General features: G+C 67.4%; 17 protein-coding genes. 10 read left to right on the plus strand and 7 right to left on the minus strand.

Annotation, left to right across the window (positions count from 1 at the left end; genetic code table 11):
- Window positions 1–160: 160 nt before the first annotated feature.
- The 3 genes from BM019_RS14220 to BM019_RS14230 all read right to left on the minus strand — a co-directional run bounded on the left by BM019_RS14220 (window position 161) and on the right by BM019_RS14230 (window position 2,576).
- Complete coding sequence (locus tag BM019_RS14220; RefSeq protein WP_092418644.1) at window positions 161–580, minus strand: cupin domain-containing protein; 420 nt, start codon at window positions 578–580, stop codon at window positions 161–163.
- Between the two features lie 97 nt (window positions 581–677).
- Window positions 678–959, minus strand: a complete 282-nt coding sequence (locus tag BM019_RS14225) for a putative quinol monooxygenase (protein ID WP_009043640.1) — start codon at window positions 957–959, stop codon at window positions 678–680.
- A 183-nt stretch (window positions 960–1,142) separates the two neighbouring features.
- Window positions 1,143–2,576: a MocR-like pyridoxine biosynthesis transcription factor PdxR gene (locus BM019_RS14230; protein ID WP_092418645.1), complete on the minus strand. Its 1,434-nt coding sequence runs from the start codon at window positions 2,574–2,576 to the stop codon at window positions 1,143–1,145.
- Window positions 2,577–2,911: 335 nt separating this feature from the next.
- Here BM019_RS14230 and BM019_RS14235 point away from each other — a divergent pair, with 335 nt between their 5' ends.
- Window positions 2,912–3,352 carry a carboxymuconolactone decarboxylase family protein gene (locus BM019_RS14235; protein WP_092418646.1) on the plus strand — a complete coding sequence of 147 codons (441 nt, stop codon included), beginning with the start codon at window positions 2,912–2,914 and terminating at the stop codon, window positions 3,350–3,352.
- A gap of 75 nt (window positions 3,353–3,427) precedes the next feature.
- On the opposite strand, the gene BM019_RS14240 is transcribed toward BM019_RS14235, so the two are convergent.
- Window positions 3,428–3,775 (minus strand): hypothetical protein, encoded by a 348-nt coding sequence (locus BM019_RS14240; RefSeq protein WP_092418647.1) that lies wholly within the window; start codon window positions 3,773–3,775, stop codon window positions 3,428–3,430.
- Between the two features lie 282 nt (window positions 3,776–4,057).
- Between BM019_RS14240 and BM019_RS14245 the strand changes: the two genes are divergently transcribed.
- The 3 genes from BM019_RS14245 to BM019_RS14255 are packed head-to-tail and all read left to right on the plus strand — an operon-like array spanning window position 4,058 to window position 6,204.
- Window positions 4,058–4,672: an STN domain-containing protein gene (locus tag BM019_RS14245; RefSeq protein ID WP_092418872.1), complete on the plus strand. Its 615-nt coding sequence runs from the start codon at window positions 4,058–4,060 to the stop codon at window positions 4,670–4,672.
- A complete protein-coding gene (locus BM019_RS14250) occupies window positions 4,669–5,214 on the plus strand; it encodes an RNA polymerase sigma factor (protein WP_092418648.1) in 546 nt (181 codons plus the stop codon). Before BM019_RS14245 ends, BM019_RS14250 begins: the two co-directional genes overlap by 4 nt.
- Before the next feature lie 39 nt (window positions 5,215–5,253).
- On the plus strand, window positions 5,254–6,204 hold the full coding sequence (locus BM019_RS14255) for a FecR family protein (RefSeq protein WP_092418649.1): 951 nt from the start codon (window positions 5,254–5,256) through the stop codon (window positions 6,202–6,204).
- 337 nt (window positions 6,205–6,541) lie between these two features.
- Here BM019_RS14255 and BM019_RS14260 read toward each other — a convergent pair whose 3' ends face one another.
- Window positions 6,542–7,165 (minus strand): PulJ/GspJ family protein, encoded by a 624-nt coding sequence (locus BM019_RS14260; RefSeq protein ID WP_092418650.1) that lies wholly within the window; start codon window positions 7,163–7,165, stop codon window positions 6,542–6,544.
- On the minus strand, window positions 7,162–7,623 hold the full coding sequence (gene gspH, locus BM019_RS14265; protein ID WP_092418651.1) for a type II secretion system minor pseudopilin GspH: 462 nt from the start codon (window positions 7,621–7,623) through the stop codon (window positions 7,162–7,164). The genes BM019_RS14260 and gspH overlap by 4 nt, the downstream gene beginning before the upstream one ends.
- A gap of 107 nt (window positions 7,624–7,730) precedes the next feature.
- Here gspH and BM019_RS14270 point away from each other — a divergent pair, with 107 nt between their 5' ends.
- On the plus strand, window positions 7,731–8,162 hold the full coding sequence (locus BM019_RS14270) for a type II secretion system protein N (RefSeq protein ID WP_085531025.1): 432 nt from the start codon (window positions 7,731–7,733) through the stop codon (window positions 8,160–8,162).
- Between the two features lie 181 nt (window positions 8,163–8,343).
- Here the strand turns inward: BM019_RS14270 and gspI are convergent, their stop codons facing one another.
- Window positions 8,344–8,772 carry a type II secretion system minor pseudopilin GspI gene (gene gspI / locus BM019_RS14280; RefSeq protein WP_009043648.1) on the minus strand — a complete coding sequence of 143 codons (429 nt, stop codon included), beginning with the start codon at window positions 8,770–8,772 and terminating at the stop codon, window positions 8,344–8,346.
- 148 nt (window positions 8,773–8,920) lie between these two features.
- On the opposite strand from gspI, the gene gspG reads away from it, so the two are divergent.
- Genes gspG through gspD form a run of 5 tightly spaced genes read left to right on the plus strand, consistent with a single transcriptional unit; the run spans window position 8,921 to window position 14,537 of the window.
- Window positions 8,921–9,400 carry a type II secretion system major pseudopilin GspG gene (gene gspG, locus BM019_RS14285; RefSeq protein ID WP_062825734.1) on the plus strand — a complete coding sequence of 160 codons (480 nt, stop codon included), beginning with the start codon at window positions 8,921–8,923 and terminating at the stop codon, window positions 9,398–9,400.
- Between the two features lie 8 nt (window positions 9,401–9,408).
- A complete protein-coding gene (gspK, locus tag BM019_RS14290; protein WP_092418653.1) occupies window positions 9,409–10,392 on the plus strand; it encodes a type II secretion system minor pseudopilin GspK in 984 nt (327 codons plus the stop codon).
- On the plus strand, window positions 10,389–11,582 hold the full coding sequence (gspL, locus tag BM019_RS14295; protein WP_092418654.1) for a type II secretion system protein GspL: 1,194 nt from the start codon (window positions 10,389–10,391) through the stop codon (window positions 11,580–11,582). Before gspK ends, gspL begins: the two co-directional genes overlap by 4 nt.
- The gene (gene gspM / locus BM019_RS14300; RefSeq protein WP_092418655.1) at window positions 11,575–12,141 is read left to right on the plus strand and encodes a type II secretion system protein GspM; all 567 of its coding nucleotides are present in this window, start codon (window positions 11,575–11,577) and stop codon (window positions 12,139–12,141) included. The genes gspL and gspM overlap by 8 nt, the downstream gene beginning before the upstream one ends.
- Entirely contained in the window at window positions 12,138–14,537 is a 2,400-nt protein-coding gene (gspD, locus tag BM019_RS14305) for a type II secretion system secretin GspD (protein ID WP_092418656.1), read from the plus strand. Before gspM ends, gspD begins: the two co-directional genes overlap by 4 nt.
- Window positions 14,538–14,729: the final 192 nt, after the last annotated feature.

Here is a 14,729-nt window from a genome sequence, read left to right on the forward strand (position 1 = left end):
GCGTTACGGAATCCGCCGCTTCTGTAGGAGCGAAGCTTGCTCGCGATGACGCCAGAACAGGCAACGCAATTTCCCAAGCCAAGCCGATGAAAAAAGGCGCCTGGCCGCTGTGCGGATCGCAGGCAAGCCTCGCTCCTACGGAGTATCTGCTGCCAGGCGCTTACTGCTTCAACGGCGTCAGCACCTCATCCTTGGCGTCCTTGAGCATGAACACCAGCAGTCTGGCCGGTTTGCTGGCGCTGGCATTGGCCGACACCGGGTGCTGCGAGCCGGCCGGTTCGTACCAGGATTCGCCCGCCTTGTAGGTGATGGCCGGTTCGTCGTTGACCCGCGAGGTGATCTCGCCTTCGAGCACATAGGCCAGGGCCGCGCCCTTGTGCATGTGCGGCACCGTGGCCTGGCCCGGTGCGTAGTCGACGGTGAGCATCAGCGCGGTCTTGCCCGGCAGGTTGCCCAGGGCATGTTCCTGCAGGATCCTGGTTTTCTCCTGGCCGTACTCCGGGTCATGGGCGGCAACGCCCAGAGAGGTGAGCAGGGTCAGGCCGGCGAGGGCGCAGGTCAGGGTAGCGAGGGGCTTCATGGTCGGTTTCTCCGGTGCGAAAGGGGCCGGCTCAAGGTAAGTCCGCTGGCGCGACTGGCCTATAACCAATCCCGGCAAAGAAGCGCAGACCAATGCCTCAATGTTCGAAGTCGAGGGCGCAGGCCAGGCGGCGGTCCAGCAGGTCGATGAAACCCTGGGCCGCCGGCAGATGGAAATGCGCCTGCATCTCGGCCGCCGAGCGCCACTGGCCGCGCACGGTCCAGTGCTGCGAGTCCGCTGTGTTGCACTGGGCGCTGTACGCCAGGCAACCGGGAGCCTCGCGCAGGGCGGCGAGAAGCGTGGTCAACTGCTGGCCAAGCTCCTCCGAACGGCCCTGGGCGGCCCGGATCTGCAGGATATTGATGGCTGGACTGGACATCTAGAACCCTCCACGAGTCCTGTAGCCGCTGCCGCAGGCTGCGATCGGCTTGGGTGGCACTCCGACGGAGCAGGTGCGGGATCTCAAGATCGCAGTTGCAGTCACGGCGTTTGCTGGAGGCTCAGAATAGGGCCGCAAGATTGCAGGAAAAATAACCAATCCCCGAGAAAAGCCCGGGGCCAATCAGGCGATCTGTTGCAGGATGTCGCGCACCTTGTCCAGGGCCGGGTCGATGTCCAGGGTCTCGATGGCGCCAAAGCCGATGAACAGCCCGTCCCTGGCCGGCTCCTGATAATAGAAGCCGTGCAGCGGGTAGAGCCCGACCTCGACCTTCTTCGCCAGCTCCAGCAACAGCGGGATGTTCACCGGCACCTTGCACAGCGCCGCCATGTGGAAGCCGGCGGTGGACGGCACCGCCTGCAGCCAGGGCGAGAGGTCGCCGTTCAGGCGCTGCAGAATGCGCTCGCGGCGCCCGGCGTACACCGTGTGGCAGCGGCGGATGTGCTTGAGCAGGTAGCCCTCGGCGATGAACTTGGCCAGCGCCCATTGCGGCAGGGTCGAGGTGTGGCAGTCGGTGAGGCGCTTGGCCTTGATCACCGCGCCGAGGATCGCCGGTGGCAGCACCGCGTAGCCCAGGCGCAGCTGCGGCAGCATGGTCTTCGAGAAGGTCCCGACATAGGCCACCATGCCGCGCTTATCCAGGCTTTGCAGGGAATCGGTGGGCCGCCCCTCGTAGCGGAACTCGCTGTCGTAATCGTCCTCGATGACGATCGCCCCCAGCTCCCGCGCCCGCTCCAGCAGGGCCTCGCGACGGGCCTGGCTCATGGGCATGCCCAGGGGGAACTGATGGGACGGGGTGACGTAGATCAGGCGCACGCCGTCGGGAATCCGCTCGACCTGGAGGCCCTGATCGTCCACCGGCACGCCGATCACCGTCGCGCCCTGGGCGCTGAACAGCAGGCGCGCCGGGGTGTAGCCGGGGTCTTCCATGGCCACCAGGCTGCCGGGTTCGAGCACCACCCGGGCGATCAGGTCCAGGGCCTGTTGCGCACCGTTGCAGACCAGGATGTCGGCGTCGCTGCAAACCACGCCGCGCGAGAACGAGACATGCCCGGCAATTGCATTGCGCAGCGCCGGCAGGCCTTCCGGCTGGCTGTAGAAACCGCCGCTCTGGGCGATCCGCCGCAGGGCGTCCTGGGTGCAGCGCCGCCACTCTTCCTGGGGGAACTGATTGCGGCTGGTGGCGCCGCCGATGAACTCGTAGCGCGAGGTGCCTTCCAGGGTCGGATGGCGCAGGGGCGAGGGCAGCTCGCGCCATTTTTCCAGGCTCTGCGCACAGGCCAGGTCGGCGGCGCTCTGCTTGGGCTCGGCCTTAACCGGGCGGGCATTGACGAAGGTGCCGCGGCCGATCCGGCCGATCAGGAAATTCTCGTAGGTCAGCAGGCTGTAGGTATCCGATACCGTCTTGCGCGAGATCCCCAGTTGCTCGGCCAGCAGGCGGCTCGGCGGCAACTGGGCGCCCGCCGCCAGCCGCCCGGATTCAATGGCGTCGCGCAGTTGCCGATACAGCTGGTCGGCCAGGTCCTTGCGCCCGTTGATGACGACATGCAGTTCCATCGATGACATTCCAAAACGATCGGTGCCCGCCAGATTACCCGCAAGCCCGGGGTTCGTGTAGCACCCCGGGATCGGCCTGCGGCCTTGGCGCGGACTGCGTCCGCGATCGCAGCCTTCGGCAGCGGCTACAGGGTACGACGCTGCTTTCGGACCGGGCGGTGTAGCCGCTGCCGCAGGCTCGGGCCGCGTTCGGACGATAAGCCCGAAGGGCTTCGGCGGTCTTGAGCCTGACACTGTTCGATGGACTGCCGATAAACCCCCGGATTGGCTATAGGGGCAGGCCGACCCGGCCCTTAGGCTGGGGGAACACAAACACACGCTCAGGGTGACTCCCGATGGAACCCCGCCTGGACTACTACAGCGCCTCGCCGGAAGCCCTCAAGGGCCTATTGATGCTCGAGGCACAAAGCTTCGGCCTGTCCATCGAGAAACCCCTGCTGGAGCTGGTCAAGATCCGCGTTTCGCAACTCAACCACTGCGCGTTCTGCGCCGACATGCACGCGGTGCAGGCGCGCCAGAACGGCGAGAGCGAGTGGCGCCTGTACGCCCTCGGCGTGTGGCGCGACTCGGCGTTGTTCAGTTCGCGGGAGCGCTCGGCGCTGGCCTGGAGCGAGTCGGTGACCCTGTTGTCCGAGTCCGCGGTGCCGGATGCGTTGTTCCAGGCCGTGCGCGGCCAGTTCAGCGAGCGCGAGCTGGTCGACCTGACGGTCGCGGTGGCGGCGATCAACTGCTGGAACCGCCTCGCCGTGGCGTTCCGCCAACAGCCCAGCGTCTAGCCCGGATTCCTTTTCCCTCCACGCCAGCCAATGCTCGGCAAACGGCTGCTCGCGACAGGGCCCGAGCACACAACCTCAAGGCCGTTGCGGCCTCACCGAAGTGCCGAAGGTATTGCCCATCCGCGTGCTGGTGGCGGCCGGGGTGGCCAGGCCCATCTGGTTCGGCGGGCGCTTGTGGATCGGCACCTGCAGGGCCTCCTGGTTCTTCTGCCCGGCCTTGGCGCCGTCGGGGTTGTTGCCCATCTGCTGGCTCAGGCAGCCGTAGTCCGGGGCCTTGTAGCCGCCCACGCTGACGTCGATACACCCCTCCGTGGGCGTTTTGCCGGGAGCGGCGGCGGGCGCTTCGCCAGGCGCGGCGGCGTGGCCGGCCAGCGGCAGGGCGCCGAGCATCAGGCTGGCGACAAGGGTGCGAAGCTGTTTCATCGGGGGGCCTCCTGGCGGGCCCGGGAGGGGCCGTTGCGGTCCTTGAGTGTAAAGCAAGGCGGGTGGCGCGAAGGTGATGGTTTTTTTGCGGGCGCCGTCACATCAGGTTCATAAACTGGCCTCAGGATGACGGTTTTCAGGGACAGGTCAGCCGTGCAGCGACGCCGAGCAAAGGTCGGGTATCGGTCTTTCTTTCACGCGGTGTTCGCGCGCTGTGGTCTTGCGCTGCTGTTGGCGCTGGCCGCCTCGGGTGGGTTGCGGGCGGCGCAACCCGCGCCGCCGATGGTGGATTCGCACCGGCTGCTGGACCTGGACATCGCCGCGCAAGACCTGGCCGAAGCGCTTGAACTGTTCAGCCGCTCGACCGGGATGGCGGTGCTGGTGGACCGCGAGCTGACCCGAGGGCGTCGCTCGGTACGGGTCCAGGGGCGCTACAGCGCCCGGGACGCCCTGAGTCGCCTGCTGACAGGAAGTGGTTTGATGGCCCGTTACGCCCGTTCCGATGCCTTTACCTTGCAAGTCGCCCAGCTCAGCGATGCACCTGCCCCCAAGGGGACGGGCGGCAGTGCCGGGGCCTGGGCCAGCGACAGTTTCGCCAGTGCGCTGCAACGCGCGGTGGAGGCCGGCCTGTGCCGTTCGGAACTGACCCGGCCGGGGCGCTATCGCGCGGTGCTGCAACTGTGGATCGACCGCGGCGGGCATATCGAGCACAGCCGCCTGGTCACCACCACCGGCGATCTGCGGCGCGACGAGGCACTGGTGCAGAGCCTCAGTGAAACCTGGGTCGAACGACCCGCGCCAAGTTCGCTGCGCCAGCCAGTGACCTTGCTTCTGATACCCGACAGCGCAGGAAAACGCATGGATTGCAGACAACGCCAGGGAGCCTTTGGGGCATGAAGAATACCGGGCACAGTGCGATGGTCAGGTTGTTCCTGACCTCCTACGACGACTTCAAGGTGCGTCTGCGCCGGCGCCTGGGCTCGGAGGATCTGGCCAACGATGTGCTGCACGAAACCTACCTGCGGGTCGACCGCATGGAACAGCCGCCGAACCTCGCCCAGCCCAATGCCTACCTCTATCGCATGGCCCTGAACATCGCCGCCGACCGCCGCGAGGCCGATGCCCGGCTGCTCACCGGCAGCGAGGTCGAGGAACTGCTGCAGGTCAGCGACGAGGCCCTGGACCCGTCGCGGGTGGTGGGCGGGCAGAAGGAAATCCAGTCGCTGCTCAAGGCGCTCTACGAACTGCCGGCGCGCCGGCGCAAGATCTTTATCGCCGCGCGCCTGGAGGAGGCGCCGCACCTGGAAATCTCCCAGCGCTTCGGCATTTCGACACGGATGGTCGAGAAGGAAATCAAGGCTGCCCTGGGCCACTGCGCCTCGCGCCTTGAAAGAAAAGTGATTCAGCGGTTCGGTCCCGGCGCCGGAAAACCGTCCTAGTCACTAAAGGCCCCGATTAATCCGTGAGTATCCGCACGCTTGAACATCTTTAGCATCTCCACTTCTCGGGCGACACCGGACCACCGGCTGCGCAACGAGGCCCAGGACTGGCTGCTCCTGCTGACCTCGGGGCGGGCTACCGCGGCCGATGCCCGGGCCTTGCAGCAGTGGTGCGCGCAGAGCCCACAGCATGCCGAGGCCTTCGAGCAGGCCAAGTTGCTGTGGCACAGCCTGAAGCCAGCCGCCGAACACTGCCAGCAACAGGCCCAGCCGCGGCGCTTCGGCCGCCGGGCCTTTCTCGGCGGGGCGCTGGCGGCCTCGGTGGCCCTGGTGGCGGTGCGGGTCTCGGTGCCCGGCGGTTTTGCCGGGCTGGGCGCCGATTACCGCACCGCAGTCGGCGAGCAGCGCCGGGTCGAACTCGAGGACGGGCTGAGCCTGGAACTCAACACCCAGACCCGTATCAGCCGGCGCGAGCTGGCCGACGGCGGGCAGGGCATCGAACTGCTCGAAGGCGAGGTCGAGGTGTTGAGCCAGAGCACGCTGCCGGTGCGGGTCCAGGCCGGCAACGGCTGGCTGAGCGCCTCCCAGGCGCGCTTCAACGTGCGCAATACCAACCACAGTGTCTGTGTGACCTGCATCGATGGCGCGCTGCAGGTCGAGGTCGCGGGCCGGCTGATCCGCCTGGACAGCGGTCGCCAGCTGACCTACGACAGCCGCCAGGTCGGCGAGCCGACGGCGGTGGACCCGACGGCGGTGATCGCCTGGCGCGAGCAGGTGCTGGTGTTCGACAACGCCACCCTCAACACGGTGATCGACGAGATCAACCGCTACCGCCCGGGCATGCTGGTGCTGCTCAACGCCGAGCTGGGCAAGCGCAAGGTGCAGGCGCGTTTCAACCTCAACCAGCTGGCCGGCGTGGCCCTGCTGATCCGCGACGCCTACGGTGCCAAATGCACCGAATTGCCGGGCGGCGTGGTGTTGTTGAGCTGAGTCCTGGCACCTGGATCTGTAGGAGCGAAGCTTGCTCGCGATAGCGTCCGTGCAGACAGCCCGCGTGGCCTGGATCGCGGGCAAGCCTCGCTCCTGCAGAATCGCCGTCGACCCAAATCCCCCGTGGCCGCTGCGTTAACGTACGTTGCCGTTGTAGCCGCTGCCGAGCGCAGCGAGGCTGCGATCGAGGTGGGCGGCATTCCGACGAAGTCCTCGCAAAACCTGAGCATGCGTTTTTCCAGAGAGAACAGGTTGACCGGTTTTACGGCCGTAGGCCGTTCGCAGCCTCGCGGGCTCGGCAGCGGCTACAGGTGCGGCGTCCAGCTCGACGCGGTAATCATTCCAACGGTCCCAGCACCTGGCGGTAACGCTCTTCGCCCTGGGGCGTCTGGCGCACCAGGCGGATCTCCAAGCCTGGCGGGTTTTCCTTGCGGTTGCCGCTGAGCTGGCGCCAGCCCTTGTCCCGATCCCAGACCCGTAGTTGCAAGTCGCTGACATGCTCCAGCACCGCCACGCCGTTTTTCGGCGCGGGCAGCGGATAACGATCGCGGGCCGGCGCCGCCGCGCGGTACAGGGTGTCGCCCTTGAGCCACCAGCGCACCCGTTGCAGGCCATCGCCGGGCGTTGCCGAACTGCGGATCACATCCAGACGGAAGGTGCCGCTGTCGGCGCTGCGCACGGTGAGGGCCGCCGGCACATCGCTGGCTTCGGCATCGCTTCCCGCCGGCACCGGCTCCATCAATTCCACGCTGGCCCGCAGCGCCACGTCCCGTTCCAGCTGGTGCAGGGTGCGCAGCAGCTCCTCGGTCTGCTCGCTGCTGGCCTGCAAATGGCTGTCGGCCCGGCTGACGCTGTCCAGCCCGCGCCAGGCGATCACGCTGACCACCGCCATCAGCAGGATCGCCACCATCACCTCGATCAGGGTAAAGCCGCCTTGGCGCTGGTTGGTCCGCGCCCTCATGGCTGTGCCACCACCCGGACCACGCCTGTGGCGGTGCGTTGCACCGTCAGGCTGTGCCGGCCGTCGGACAGTTGCACCTGCAGCGGCGCGTCTATCCATTCGGCGTTGAGCACCAGCCGCGGGCCGGGCTCGATGCGCACTTTGATCGTCGGGCTTTCCCAGGGCCGCGGGCGCAGCTGCGGGTCGTCCTTGAACTGGTCGAGGCCGCGGCCGTCGTCGCTGGGCCGGCTGAAGGCGAAACCCTTGGCATCCGCCCGCCAGCTGATGGGCCGGCCATCCACGCGCGCCTCGGCCTGGGCCACCTGGAGCAACTGCGCCAGGCGCTCGGCATCCTTGCGCAGGCCCTGCAGCGGGTCGGGGCGGATGCTCAGGCTGATGGCGGCGCTGGCGATCCCGATGATCACCAGCACCACCATCAGCTCGATCAGGGTGAAGCCCTGTTGTCGGGATGGGGTCATGGGGCGCGCTCCTGTGCGTCGGTTTTCATCCTGCCCGGCGAATGTGAAATAAAAACGTGACCATTGCGCGCTAGGCTGCGAAGACGGACAAACAGGAGGTCCTTGCCATGGCATTCGTCCATCGATTTTCCCCGCCGCAGCTGGTGCAGTCCGTGGCCCTGCTGGCGATCGTGGCCGGGGTGGCGACCTGGTCGTCGCTGCTGTTGACTCCCGCCGAGTCACGCACCCCGCAGGCGCCGCCGCAAGCCTTGGCCGCCCAGGCCCAGAGCCCGGCGCAGCAGTGGTTTTCCAACCAGCCGCTGGCGCTGGACATCAAGGTCACCGGGCTGATGGCCAGCCCCCGCGGCGCGGTGGCGATCCTCAGCCTCAACGACGCGCCGCCGCGCAGCTTCCTGGTGGGCGAGCGCCTGGCCCAGGGCGTGCAACTGGTGGCCATCGAGGGCGACGGGGTGGTGATCGAGCGCGCTGGCGAGCGCTCGCGGCTGGATGTCAGCAAGTTGCCGGAAAGCCCGGCGCTGCCGGTGCTGACCCGGCAGTGATGGCTCTGTACGACAAGTGGCTGCATGCTGGAGCCTTCGGCGCTACGCAGGCCATGCCTAGCGGAGTCCCCTGTAGGAGCGAGCTTGCTCGCGATGGACCCGAGAACGCCGCGTTCATCCACTCAACACGCATTATCGTTAACGTCTATCGCGAGCAAGCTCGCTCCTACAGGGTTATTCCTTAACGATTGGGGTTTTTCGGTATCCGCGCGACCAGGGTGTCCAGGCGCGCCAGGGGCGGGGCCTCGCGGCTGCGGTCGAGGACCAGCACGCTGACCCGGGACAGCCGTGGATCGGGGCTGGGCGCGATGTTCTGTTCGCAACGCAGCTTGAGCCGGCCCTGGTCGCACTCGATGTTCTTGGTCCCGGGCGGCAGGCGGCCTTCCAGGCGCAACTCCGCCAGGCGCGACTGGGCCGCCAGCAGGGCGATGGATCTATCCCGCAACAAACCATTGCTCTGGGTCATCAAGCCGGCCACGCGGATCGCCGCCGACATGGCCACGGCGATGATCGCCAGCGCCACCAGCACCTCGATCAGGGTGAAACCCCGCTGTTTAGCGGCTGGCGGTCCGGCGGGTGGTTTGAGTAGTGGCTGGCGGGGCCGCGGCATGGACGCCTCGTGGCGCAAATGGAAGCTTGCAGGCTACATGGCAAATTTGACCGATTGGCGACGGTCACTCCCGAGCAACGTCAATATCACTGACATATTTTCTTGCAACACTGCGCGACGAATCGAAATCAAGCCAAGGAACGTCGAGATGGATGTCGTGCGCTTCACGTCACACCCCGGATCCTGCTGTCAGCCCCGTCGCCAGCCCCGCCGCCCACGCGGACAGGGCGGTTTCACCCTGATCGAGATCATGGTGGTGGTGGTCATTCTCGGGATCCTCGCCGCGATGGTGGTGCCCAAGGTACTCGACCGTCCGGACCAGGCCCGGGCCACCGCGGCCAAGCAGGACATCGGCGGGCTGATGCAGGCCCTCAAGCTCTATCGCCTCGACCACGGCACCTACCCGAGCATGAACCAGGGCCTGAAAGTGCTGGTGGAACGCCCGGCGGATGCCAAGAACAGCAACTGGCGCTCCTACCTGGAACGCCTGCCCAACGACCCCTGGGGCCGTCCTTACCATTACCTGAACCCGGGGGCCAACGGCGAAGTGGATGTGTTCTCCCTGGGGGCCGACGGCCAGCCAGACGGTGACGGCGTGAATGCCGATATCGGCTCCTGGCAGCTGTAAGCGCCGCCATGACAGCCCGTTCGCCGACAGCGGCGAAACAGCGTGGCATGGCCATTATCAGCGCCTTGTTGATCGCCGCCGTGGTGGCGGTGATCGCCGGCGGCATGCTGACCCGCCAGACCCTGTTCACCCGTGGGCTGGAAAGCGAGCAGCTGCGGGTCCAGGGCAGCTGGCAACTCCAGGGCGGCATGGAAGTCAGCCGCCAGCGCCTGTGGGAAGACCGCCAGCGCGACGTGCTGACCCGCCTCGACCAGAACTGGGCGCGGCCGATCCAGCTCGCGGCCCTGGGCCCGGGCGCCGGGCCGTTCGAGGGGCGGCTGGAGGACGAGCAGAGCAAGTTCAACCTGCGCAACCTGCTGGCCAACGACCGGCTCGACCCGTTGCAGATAGAGAATTTCCAGCGCCTGTGCGAGCTGCTCGGGGTCAACGCGACCCTGGGCCAGCGTATCAGTCAGCGGGTGATCGCTTCCTACCCACGGCAGTTGAGCCCGGAAGGCACGGCGGCGCCGGTCAATAGCGGTTTCCACAGCGGTCGCGACACTTCGCCCGAGGCCGCGCGCAAGCCGCTGTTGGCCAAGCAGCCGATGCTGCGCAGTCTCGACGACTTGCTGGGGGTGAACGGCGTCGACGAAAAGCTGCTGGCGCGCCTGGAGCCCTTTGTCACCATCCTGCCGGCCAATACCTGGGTCAACGGCAACACCGCCAGCGCCGAAGTGCTCGCCGCGACCGTGCCGGGGCTGGCACTGCCACGGGCCAAGGCGCTGATCGCCGAGCGCGACAGCGGCCAGTGGTTCATCAATCAGGGTGACTTCATCAACCGCCTGCGCATGCCGCACGTACCGGCGGACGCGGTGCGGGTCGGCATCACCAGCGAATGGTTCCGCCTGCAAGGCCAGGCCCGTGGCGAGCGGCGCCGGGTCAAGCTGCTGGCCTTGTTGCACCGCAGCGAAGACAACATGCCCCGGGTGATCTGGTCGCGGGTGGGCGTATGAGCCGCTTGCGCGTCAGCCTGCCGCCCTTGCATTCGCTGACGGCCGAGAGCCGGGTGAGCTTTGCCCGGCTCCAGGTCAAGGAAGGCCAGGTCAAGGAAGCCGGCGAAGCCAGCCTGATGCAACTGGGGCAGATGCCCAAGGCGCCGGCGGTGGAGTGTTTCCTGCACCCCGAGGACAGCCTGCTGGCGAGTATCGAGCTGCCGGCCCTGGCGCCGGCCAAGGTCAGCGCGGCGGTGGCCTGTGCCGCCCAGGCGCTGATTCTCGGCCACAGCGACAGCCTGTACGTGGCCCACAGCCCGCGCGACGGCGACGGCCAGGTGCACATCAGCTGGCTGCCGCGCGAGGCGCTGGCGCGGCTCGGCCAGGTGCTGGAGCAGGCCGGCCTGAAACTGCGCGGCCTGTACCCGGCGCCCTATGCCTTGCCGGTGCCGGCGGCGGGCCAGTTGACCGCCTGCCTGCAAGACCAGCACCTGTTGCTGCGCCACAGCCCGCGGCAGGGCAGTGTGCAACCGCTACCCGAAGACGCCTTGCAGGCCCTGCTGGCCAACGGCGCCGGGCTGCAATGGATAGGCGAGGCGGCCCCGCCAGCGGCCCTGGAGCAACTGCCGGACAGCTGTCGCTGGACCGGCCAGGCCCCCGACTGGGGCCTGCACGGCGGGGTGCAGAACAACAGCGCTCGCCAGCAGGGCTGGGGCCGTGCCGCGGCGCTGTGCGCGGTGGCGCTGCTGGTCTGGACCCTGGGCCTGAACCTGTATGCCGCGCGCCAGGCGGCCCAGGGCCAGCAGCTCAAGGCGCAGATGAGCCAACGGGTGCAGCAGGTGTTCCCGGAATTGCCGGTGATCCTCAACCCCCTGCAACAGGCGCGTCAGCAACTGGCGGCGCGCCAGAGCGGAGCCAGCGGCGACGCTCCGCACAGCTTCAACAGCCTGGTGCTGCAGGCCAGCAATGCCATGCCTTTCGTGATCGGCGGGGTCGAGCGTTTGAACTATCAGAACGGCGAATTGCAACTGAGCCTGCTCAGCGACACCCGTGTCCCTGCGCCCGACAGTGGCTGGCAGGGCCTGCTGACCCAGGCCGGGCTCGAAGCCAGCCCCGGCGACCAGGGCTGGACCCTGCGCGCCGCCACAGGCATGGCGACCGGCGCGGTGCCGATGGAAGCCGACGACAGCGAGGAAGACGAGGATGAATAAGCTGAGCCTCAGCCATTACCGCCAGCGCTGGCAGCGCCAGACCGCCCAGGCACAGCTGTACTGGAGCGGTTTGGCCCTGCGCGAGAAACGCCTGCTGGCCGGCGCGGCGGCGCTGCTGGGCGGCTTGCTGGTGTGGCTGCTGCTGATCGAGCCGGCGCTGAACAAGATCGATTACTGGCAGGCCGAGATCCCCAAGCTGCGCTCCCAGTCCGAAGCCCTGGAGCTGGTGCTGCACCAGGCCGGTGGGCCCCGTGGCGGCGAGCCGGGGCAGAGCCTGGAGCAGTCCTTGCGCCAGACCCTGGATGCCGCCGGCCTGCAGGGGCTGTACCAGTTGCAGGTGGCGGGCGAGGGCGAGTCCCAGGCCTGGCACTTGAGTTTTCAAGAGGCCCCGGCGGATGCCGTGGTCGGTTGGCTGCTGGGCAATCCCCGGCAGTTTTCCCTGGAAGTGATGGAGGCCCGCCTGCAACGCGCGGGGCCGGCCGACATCGATGGCACGGCAGGCAAACTGTCCGGAACCGTTCGCATGGATCAGGCGCTTGGCGCTAAGGAAGCTTCATGAAGTGGTCAGGTTCTTTCTATGTTCGCCAGTCGCGCAAGGCGCTGCCCTTGCTCCTGCTGGGGCCGCTGGCCCTGGCGCTGGCGGCGTGCAGTCACAACCAGGAGCCACAGCCACCGTTGCTGGTGGACAGCGAACTGGGACGGCCCCTGGGCGAGACCAATCGCAGTGGCGGCGACGTGGTGGCCGAGCGGGAGCGGGCCCAGGCGCAACAGACCCAGCGTCCCAGGTTCCAGCATCCGATCAGCCGTGCGGGACGCGCGCCCGGTGCTCCCGCCGCCAGCGGCACTGTGGTGCGCAATCCCCTGGGCGACCAGCCGGTGCGCCTGAATTTCGTCGACGTCGATATCCAGGCCGTGGTCCGGGCGCTGGCGCGTTCCACTGGCCAGCAGTTCCTGGTGGACCCGCGGGTCAAGGGCAACCTGACCCTGGTCAGCGAAGGCGAAGTGCCGGCCCACCAGGCCTACGACATGCTGCTGGCGGCCCTGCGCATGCAGGGTTTCAGCGTGGTGGACGTCGGCGGCGTGGCCCAGGTGGTGCCGGAAGCCGATGCCAAGCTGCTCGGCGGGCCGATCTACAACGCCGGCAAGCCGTCGGCCAACGGCATGCTGACCCGCACCTTCCGCCTGCAATACGAAAACGCGGTGAACCTGATCCCGGTGCTGCGCCCGATCGTGTCGCCGAACAACCCGATCAACGCCTACCCGGGCAACAACAGCATCGTCATCACCGACTACGCCGAGAACCTCACCCGGGTGGCGCAGATCATCGAAGGCATCGACATTCCCAGCGCCCTGGACACCGACGTGGTGCCGGTGCAGAACGGCATCGCCGTGGACATCGCCGGCATGGTCTCCGAATTGCTGGAAACCCAGGGCGCCGACCCGACCCAGAAAGTCAGCGTGGTCGGCGACCCGCGTTCCAACTCGATCATCATCCGCACCGGCAGCCCCGAGCGCACCGAGCTGGCGCGCAACCTGATCTACAAGCTGGACAACGCCCAGAGCAACCCGAGCAACCTGCATGTGGTGTACCTGCGCAACGCCCAGGCCGGCAAGCTGGCCCAGGCCCTGCGCGGCCTGCTCACCGGCGAGAGTGACAGCGGCACCGGCGACAACGCGCGGGCCATGCTCGGCAGCATGGGCGGCATGAGCCAGGGCGGCAGTTCCAGCAGCGGCCAGAGCGGCAGCAGCGGTGCCACCAGTGGCAGCTCCAGCCTCAGCAGCGGCAGCAGTTCCGGCAGCGGTTATGCCCAGGGCGGCAGTTCCAGCAGCAGCCAGGGCGGCACCCAGGCGTCCGAGCAGAACACCGCCTTCAGCGCCGGCGGCGTGACCATCCAGGCCGATGCCACCACCAACACCTTGCTGATTTCCGCGCCGGAACCGCTGTACCGCAACCTGCGCGAAGTCATCGACATGCTCGACCAGCGTCGCGCCCAGGTGGTGATCGAAAGCCTGATCGTCGAAGTCAACGAAGACGACGCCGCCGAATTCGGCGTGCAGTGGCAGACCGGCAACCTCGGTGGCAGCGGCGTCATCGGCGGCGCCAACCTCGGCGGCAGCGGCCTCAACCTCAACGGCAAGACCAGCCTCGACGTGCTGCCCCAGGGCCTCAACGTCGGCCTGGTCAACGGCACCGTGGACATCCCCGGGATCGGCAAGATCCTCGACCTCAAGGTGCTGGCCCGGGCCCTGAAGAGCAAGGGCGGGAACAACGTGCTGTCGACCCCGAACCTGCTGACCCTGGACAACGAAGCGGCGAGCATCTTCGTCGGCCAGACCATTCCCTTTGTCACCGGCAGCTACGTCACCGGCGGTGGCGGCAACAGCAACAACCCGTTCCAGACCGTGCAGCGCGAAGAAGTCGGCCTGAAGCTGAATGTGCGGCCACAGATTTCCGAGGGTGGCACGGTCAAGCTCGACATCTACCAGGAGGTCAGCAGCGTCGACCAGCGCGCCTCGGTGCAGGCCGGCACCGTGACCAACAAGCGCGCGATCGACACCAGCATCCTGCTCGACGACGGCCAGATCATGGTCCTCGGCGGCCTGCTGCAGGACGGCTATAGCCAGAGCAACAACGCGGTGCCGTGGCTGTCGACTATCCCCGGGATCGGCGCGCTGTTTCGCAACGAAAGCCGCTCGACCAACAAGACCAACCTGATGGTGTTCCTGCGGCCCTACATCATTCGCGACAGCGCCGCGGGGCGCAGCATTACCCTCAACCGCTACGACTTCATGCGCCGCGCCCAGGGCGGCCTGCAGCCGGACCGCAGCTGGGCCATGCCGGACATGCAGGCGCCGCAATTGCCGACGGCGGAGCAGGGGGTGCCGGGGGTTGTGCCGGTGTCGGTGCCTGCGCCAGCGCCGAGGGCGAGGATCAAAGCGGTGCCGGTGCAATGAGTTCGCCTGTTGCGTTTATGCGCTCGGCGTCTGGTGCGTTGGGTGATGGGGGACATATCCGTTGCTGCGGTTATGGCTGCTTAGGGTTTCGCTTTTACAGTGGGGTTGGGGTACATATCCGGTACTGCGGTTATGACTGCTGGCGGTTCCGCCCTTACGGCGGGTCACTTTTGGCAAACGCCCCAAAAGTAA

The sequence above is a fragment of the Pseudomonas sp. NFPP07 genome (genome assembly GCF_900115645.1).
Taxonomy (GTDB): domain Bacteria; phylum Pseudomonadota; class Gammaproteobacteria; order Pseudomonadales; family Pseudomonadaceae; genus Aquipseudomonas; species Aquipseudomonas chlororaphis.

What these genes read in the sequence shown, in the direction of transcription:
- BM019_RS14220 (WP_092418644.1), bottom strand. Translation starts at nt 580, where the DNA reads ATGAAGCCCCTCGCTACCCTGACCTGCGCCCTCGCCGGCCTGACCCTG.
- BM019_RS14225 (WP_009043640.1), bottom strand. Translation starts at nt 959, where the DNA reads ATGTCCAGTCCAGCCATCAATATCCTGCAGATCCGGGCCGCCCAGGGC.
- BM019_RS14230 (WP_092418645.1), bottom strand. Translation starts at nt 2,576, where the DNA reads ATGGAACTGCATGTCGTCATCAACGGGCGCAAGGACCTGGCCGACCAG.
- BM019_RS14235 (WP_092418646.1), top strand. Translation starts at nt 2,912, where the DNA reads ATGGAACCCCGCCTGGACTACTACAGCGCCTCGCCGGAAGCCCTCAAG.
- BM019_RS14240 (WP_092418647.1), bottom strand. Translation starts at nt 3,775, where the DNA reads ATGAAACAGCTTCGCACCCTTGTCGCCAGCCTGATGCTCGGCGCCCTG.
- BM019_RS14245 (WP_092418872.1), top strand. Translation starts at nt 4,058, where the DNA reads ATGGTGGATTCGCACCGGCTGCTGGACCTGGACATCGCCGCGCAAGAC.
- BM019_RS14250 (WP_092418648.1), top strand. Translation starts at nt 4,669, where the DNA reads ATGAAGAATACCGGGCACAGTGCGATGGTCAGGTTGTTCCTGACCTCC.
- BM019_RS14260 (WP_092418650.1), bottom strand. Translation starts at nt 7,165, where the DNA reads ATGAGGGCGCGGACCAACCAGCGCCAAGGCGGCTTTACCCTGATCGAG.
- gspH (WP_092418651.1), bottom strand. Translation starts at nt 7,623, where the DNA reads ATGACCCCATCCCGACAACAGGGCTTCACCCTGATCGAGCTGATGGTG.
- BM019_RS14270 (WP_085531025.1), top strand. Translation starts at nt 7,731, where the DNA reads ATGGCATTCGTCCATCGATTTTCCCCGCCGCAGCTGGTGCAGTCCGTG.
- gspI (WP_009043648.1), bottom strand. Translation starts at nt 8,772, where the DNA reads ATGCCGCGGCCCCGCCAGCCACTACTCAAACCACCCGCCGGACCGCCA.
- gspG (WP_062825734.1), top strand. Translation starts at nt 8,921, where the DNA reads ATGGATGTCGTGCGCTTCACGTCACACCCCGGATCCTGCTGTCAGCCC.
- gspK (WP_092418653.1), top strand. Translation starts at nt 9,409, where the DNA reads ATGACAGCCCGTTCGCCGACAGCGGCGAAACAGCGTGGCATGGCCATT.
- gspL (WP_092418654.1), top strand. Translation starts at nt 10,389, where the DNA reads ATGAGCCGCTTGCGCGTCAGCCTGCCGCCCTTGCATTCGCTGACGGCC.
- gspM (WP_092418655.1), top strand. Translation starts at nt 11,575, where the DNA reads ATGAATAAGCTGAGCCTCAGCCATTACCGCCAGCGCTGGCAGCGCCAG.
- gspD (WP_092418656.1), top strand. Translation starts at nt 12,138, where the DNA reads ATGAAGTGGTCAGGTTCTTTCTATGTTCGCCAGTCGCGCAAGGCGCTG.